Origin of the sequence: Oceanobacillus indicireducens, from assembly GCF_014647195.1 — a bacterium.
Lineage (GTDB): Bacteria > Bacillota > Bacilli > Bacillales > Amphibacillaceae > Oceanobacillus > Oceanobacillus indicireducens.
In genome coordinates, this window is sequence record NZ_BMOS01000064.1 from 1 (window position 1) to 5,303 (window position 5,303).

The window sequence follows — 5,303 nt, forward strand, 5'->3', positions numbered from 1 at the left end:
AGATCAAACTCTCCATAAAAGTGTTTGTAATAGATGACACCGTCATCTACTCTTAGCTTCAAATATTGATTCAAGGGATAAAAAGCACTCGTTAGATAAATCCAACGTTTAACTTCTTACCTCTTTTTCATACTGGTTGTTTTGTTCAGTTTTCAAAGAGCAAATGTTCTCGCCGCCTCTTCGCGAGGCAACTTTTATATTATATCAAACAAAAACTATCAAGTCAATAACTTTTTCATTATTTTCTTGACGTTGCCACTCCGTTAAAAGCGACAAGAAATAATATACCACACTATTAAACTTTAAGTCAACCATTTTTTTTATTTAGATTTACTCTAGTTTTTGTGGCGGATAATTAATATAACATGTACAAACCACGAAAGCAACATTAATTTTTACTGCCGATTATTTATACCTTATTATTACTATCACAATTAATATGGAGCAAGTATGACCTGATCCCTTGCTTAAAGTCGTCCACACCATTTCCAGTCGTGACAATCTCAGCTTCCTTGTTGCCCAGCACGCAAGTAAATTTACATATCCCGCCATGCTGGGCAAGATTTTCTTTATATCTTCAGTCGATTTCTTTATTAATTCATTCAACTGTATCAATCTTTTCTCATTAATGAATTCCAAACTGAAGTCTTTCCTTTGTTACTTAATCTCATTGAAAGCAACAAAAAATAGCGTTTGAAAAGAAAACCTGAACGAACTGAACAGTATATAAATATTATGATGCCTCCTCAAGTAGTTAACAGAAACGATTGAGACAGCATTATTTCAGAGCCAGCCCCTCCTTTACCTCCTCTATTGCTCTCCACGTCACTTCCCTTTCTCCTCATATAAAATTGCCAACTTCAATTAAAATAGCCTAATTTCCACTTACGAATAAAGCCATTTATTCATCCTTTCACCTCATTTTAGAATAATCCTCCCTCTCCCCTTTCTCCAGCCAGCAATAAAATCTCCAAATAAGAATAAGGAAGAGAAAGTAACCTATCAGGGAAAATTCATGTTGCCAGTCAGGAGAATGAATAAATAAGCCGAGTTGTTCTGCCGTTTGCTCTGCTATGTAGGCAAACAGGCTGCAAATAAGCAGGAAAAAATATCGAAGTAATGGATGAATCCTTTTTAGAACGAAAATAATGAGAAAGGTACATAAAGGCAGAATACAAATCGTAAATAAAATATTAATGGTAAATATCTCTGAAAAGAGACGCTTTGGAAAGAAATACAGACCTGCCCCCACCAACAAAAGGTCTAAATACGTTCCAATTAAAGAGGCGAGAATAGCAGTAGATAAATAAGACTTCAATCTAAGATTTCTTTGGTAAAATGGCTTCTTTTGCGAGGATGGAGAATTCGATTTTCTCCAGTGTTTTGCAATATTCATGATAAATATCTCCACTTTCTTTAGACATGTCCTTCTTTAAATAATCAATGACGTTCCAATCCGAGTACCAGTCTCCCTTTTCCGCTTCATTCTGTTCCATATCCTCCCACGCATATTTTAAGATAGGGCTATATAATTTGGGGGCGTTTTTCCGAATCCGGCAGTCTTTTATTCTTTTCTGGTACGAACTCCCAGGTACAGATTCATCAACGTCATTAAATAAATGTGGCCAAAAATCTTTTCTTGAACCCGTGTGGGGTTGAAGATTTGCCCACTGATAAATCGATACGCAATGTTTCGGATCAAAAAGTAATTGATACAAGCGTTTTCCCAATAAAATTCGTTCATGTAAAGAGGCAAATTTATGAATCGTTTGACCGATAATTTTAGTCTCCTTGCTATCAATGAAGGGAAATATAATTTGATTTAAATCAAGGAATTCTTGCAGCTTGAATTGAAGTGTTTCCAGTACGGTGGATTGATAATACGGATTCTGAATGACTCTTTTCTCCAGATAGCTTTGTTCATTAATAATAAGTGCTGTCGTCAGCAGGTAGCGATCTCTTTTTCGATAAAAGTAATTCCAGATCACGCTCATGAAAAAAGAGACATGGAACCATGGTAAAAGGTGAAAAAGATTCGTGTTTCTTTTTATACTTTCTTCATAAAGTAGTAATTGCGGGTAAATGTCTTGAAAAATTAACCAATTACCCCGCTCTAAAAAGCTAAAAAACTCCTTCTGCTCCTCGGAGGATAAAATCCTAGTTAAGAGACTTCCTTTCAAATCGGTCATATTCCATCCACCATTCCTCGAAACCATATGCCCGAGGAAAGCCCAATGAATTTCAGGAAACCTTTGATAATAAGCGAGGTAAGCATTCGTTCTTGTCACGTTATTTACATTTCTTTTTTTCGTTTCATGACGAATGTATTCGATTAAATGATGTTCCCCTTCACTTAATTGATTTTCCTGGATCTTCGGCCGCCGCTTCTTCATTAATTCCTTTTTTATCGCGATTAGTTCGGGAGGAATCGTTTGGCTCGCTATTTTCTTTTTTAAACACGAAATGATGGAGCATCACCTCTTTACTAATCATGTTATGGAAATGGCTTGGAATAAATGATGATTAGTTAATAAGAAGTGAATTGTTCCTTAGGTTTTTGGTATGTTTATCAGGGCGCTCGAATAAAATGATATTGTTGTTTGGAGGTGAAACGGTGAAAAGTAAAGTAACGAACGGGATCAATCGCATGATCACCGTATTAAGAAAAGATCAATCCTCTGATGGATCCTGGGATTATCCCTTTGAGACAGGTGTCTCTACGGATGCCTATATGATTATTTTACTGCGCACCCTAGAAATGAATGATGAAGAACTCATTCAAGCTTTAGTCGAGCGGATACTCAGCAGGCAGGAGAAAAACGGGGCCTGGAAACTCTTTTATGATGAGATCGACGGCAATCTGACTGCTACCGTTGAAGCCTATTATGCACTATTGTATTCCGGTTACCGTGATCAGACAGATAAGGAACTAATTGCTGCAAGAAGAAGGATTCTCGAATGGGGCGGAATTGAAAAAAGTCATATGATGGCCAAATTCATGCTCTCCTTAACCGGCCAATATAAATGGCCTGCGTTTTTTCCGATTCCAATCGAATTTATTCTTTTACCATTATCCTTCCCGATTAACTTCTATGATTTTTCCGTTTATGGAAGAACAAACCTTGCTCCAATGTTAATCCTAGCCGATCAAAAATTCTCGTTGAAAACACAACGGAGCCCCGACCTTTCCCATTTATTTCTTTCAAGAGAAAGTAAAGAAAACAACGAGTTCTTCCTTTATCGCTCAGAAGATTGGCGTTCCTTCTCTTCTTTTATCCACCAAGGAATCAAAAATATCATTGGGCTCCCCGCTTCCATTCATTCAATCGCCCTGCAACAAGCGAAAAAATATATACTGGACAGAATTGAGGCTGACGGAACTTTATATAATTTCTTTAGTTCCACCTTTCTGATGATATTTTCCCTATTAGCTCTTGGATATCCTAAAGATCATCCCGTAATCACAAAAGCAGTAGAAGGATTAAATGGGATGGCTTGCAAAATTGATGGCCATACACATATGCAATATACAACAGCAAACATCTGGAATACATCTTTAATCAGTTATGCCCTGCAACGTGCTGGTGTCCCGTGGGATGATTCCATGATTCAGCAAGCAAACAACTATTTACTTTCACGCCAGCATGACCGTTACGGTGACTGGGTAATCCATAATCCTTTCAGTAACCCGGGTGGATGGGGGTTTGCTGATCAGAATACGATGCATCCAGATATAGACGATACAACTGCCTCCTTACGGTCTATTAGCCGATTGGCACGTAACGACCCCGTGTATCGACAAGCTTGGGATAGGGGGAACAAGTGGATTTTTTCCATGCAGAATCATGATGGTGGCTGGGCTGCATTTGAAAAAAATGTGGATAAAAAAATCGTTAGCTATATTCCCATCGAAGGGGCTAAATACTTATTTGCGGACCCTTCTACCGCCGACTTAACCGGAAGAACGATGGAGTATTTAGGTAATTTCACAAACTTGCCGATCGAGCACCCCGCAATAAAAAATGGAGTGAACTGGCTGAAACGTGATCAAGAAAAAGATGGATCCTGGTATGGCAGATGGGGAATCTGTTATATTTACGGAACATGGGCTGCCATTACCGGTTTGATCTCGACTGGTGTCCGTTCCGAACATTCTTCCATTCAAAAGGCGCTGAAATGGCTCAAAAATATTCAAAATGAAGATGGTGGATGGGGAGAATCTTGTTATAGCGATATCCACCAAACTTATATCCCGCTTACAGTCAGCACATTAACCGATACGGCCTGGGCATTGGATGCGCTCATTGCCGCATCAGACAACGTGACACCCGAAATTCAGGCAGGGGTAAAATTTTTACTGGATCATTCTGACAAAAAAGATTGGACATCGGCCTATCCAAAAGGACAAGGAATGGCAGGAGGATTTTACATTCATTACCATAGCTATCGATATATTTTTCCTTTGTTAGCGTTGAGTAATTATCGGAATAAGTTTTTATCACGCATTAACGGTCTGTAAATTCCTTATTTTGTTCAACTAACATTCTGCGGGGAAGGAAACCCCCGCTGAATGAAATTTCACTTTATGATACAGTAATCTGCTCTGCTAGCGAAAATATAAATCATTTCCATAAAATTAGACACACTATATGTAAAGGAGGTTTTTATCATGGACAAAAGCAAAGAAATACAGAAGCAAGAACGTCAGCAGCAGAGAGAAAAATCTACTGCTATTAAAGGTGACAAAAAACTTAATGGTCCAAACCGCCCTTCCATTTAACCTTTCTCAATCCTAAAGGATTTGTTTTTAAAACAAATCCTTTTTACATACATATTTATCGAAATAAGTATCGTCGTGGATTCTGCTTAAGGGGAAAGCTCTCCCTTTTCGCTAGTTGCAGCAATAACACCTTATGACCGGGACATGCGTATGGAGAAATACGGTAAAGATTTAAATAAAAATCAATAAAATACGAATTAGAGTACCTTGTGCTTACGACTTACAAAATTAATCCAACTGGAAACAGCATTATTTCTTATTTCTCCCCCTCCAAATATTTGTTATCCTTCCCTTTTTTACAAGAAGATGAATGAATTATTAACTAATGTTGCTGATTTTTTTAGAAAAGCATGGTATACCAGTGTTTGTTGTCTACCAGCATTATCTATTTTTGACATAATAGTGATAACAGTTTGTTAACTGTATTCCACAGTTTTGTTACATTTTTCCGTTATTCTATAAGGGAGATAAAAATTGGTAATGTAAAAAGTTCTATGAAAACCAAGTGAAAAATATATATGTC

At 37.5% G+C, this 5,303-nt stretch carries 3 protein-coding genes; 1 reads left to right on the top strand and 2 read right to left on the bottom strand.

Annotated features, from left to right (window positions below):
* Positions 1-913: 913 nt before the first annotated feature.
* Together IEX94_RS20365 and IEX94_RS19215 are read right to left on the bottom strand one after the other, a co-directional pair.
* Positions 914-1,396: a CBO0543 family protein gene (locus IEX94_RS20365; protein ID WP_373290859.1), complete on the bottom strand. Its 483-nt coding sequence runs from the start codon at positions 1,394-1,396 to the stop codon at positions 914-916.
* Complete coding sequence (locus IEX94_RS19215; protein WP_188859856.1) at positions 1,320-2,465, bottom strand: DUF2515 domain-containing protein; 1,146 nt, start codon at positions 2,463-2,465, stop codon at positions 1,320-1,322. The genes IEX94_RS20365 and IEX94_RS19215 overlap by 77 nt, the downstream gene beginning before the upstream one ends.
* 182 nt (positions 2,466-2,647) lie before the next feature.
* On the opposite strand from IEX94_RS19215, the gene shc reads away from it, so the two are divergent.
* Positions 2,648-4,519: a squalene--hopene cyclase gene (gene shc / locus IEX94_RS19220; RefSeq protein ID WP_229782814.1), complete on the top strand. Its 1,872-nt coding sequence runs from the start codon at positions 2,648-2,650 to the stop codon at positions 4,517-4,519.
* Positions 4,520-5,303: the final 784 nt, after the last annotated feature.

Coding starts and splice junctions, on each gene's coding strand:
- IEX94_RS20365 (WP_373290859.1), bottom strand. CDS start 1,396: ATGAATATTGCAAAACACTGGAGAAAATCGAATTCTCCATCCTCGCAA.
- shc (WP_229782814.1), top strand. CDS start 2,648: ATGATCACCGTATTAAGAAAAGATCAATCCTCTGATGGATCCTGGGAT.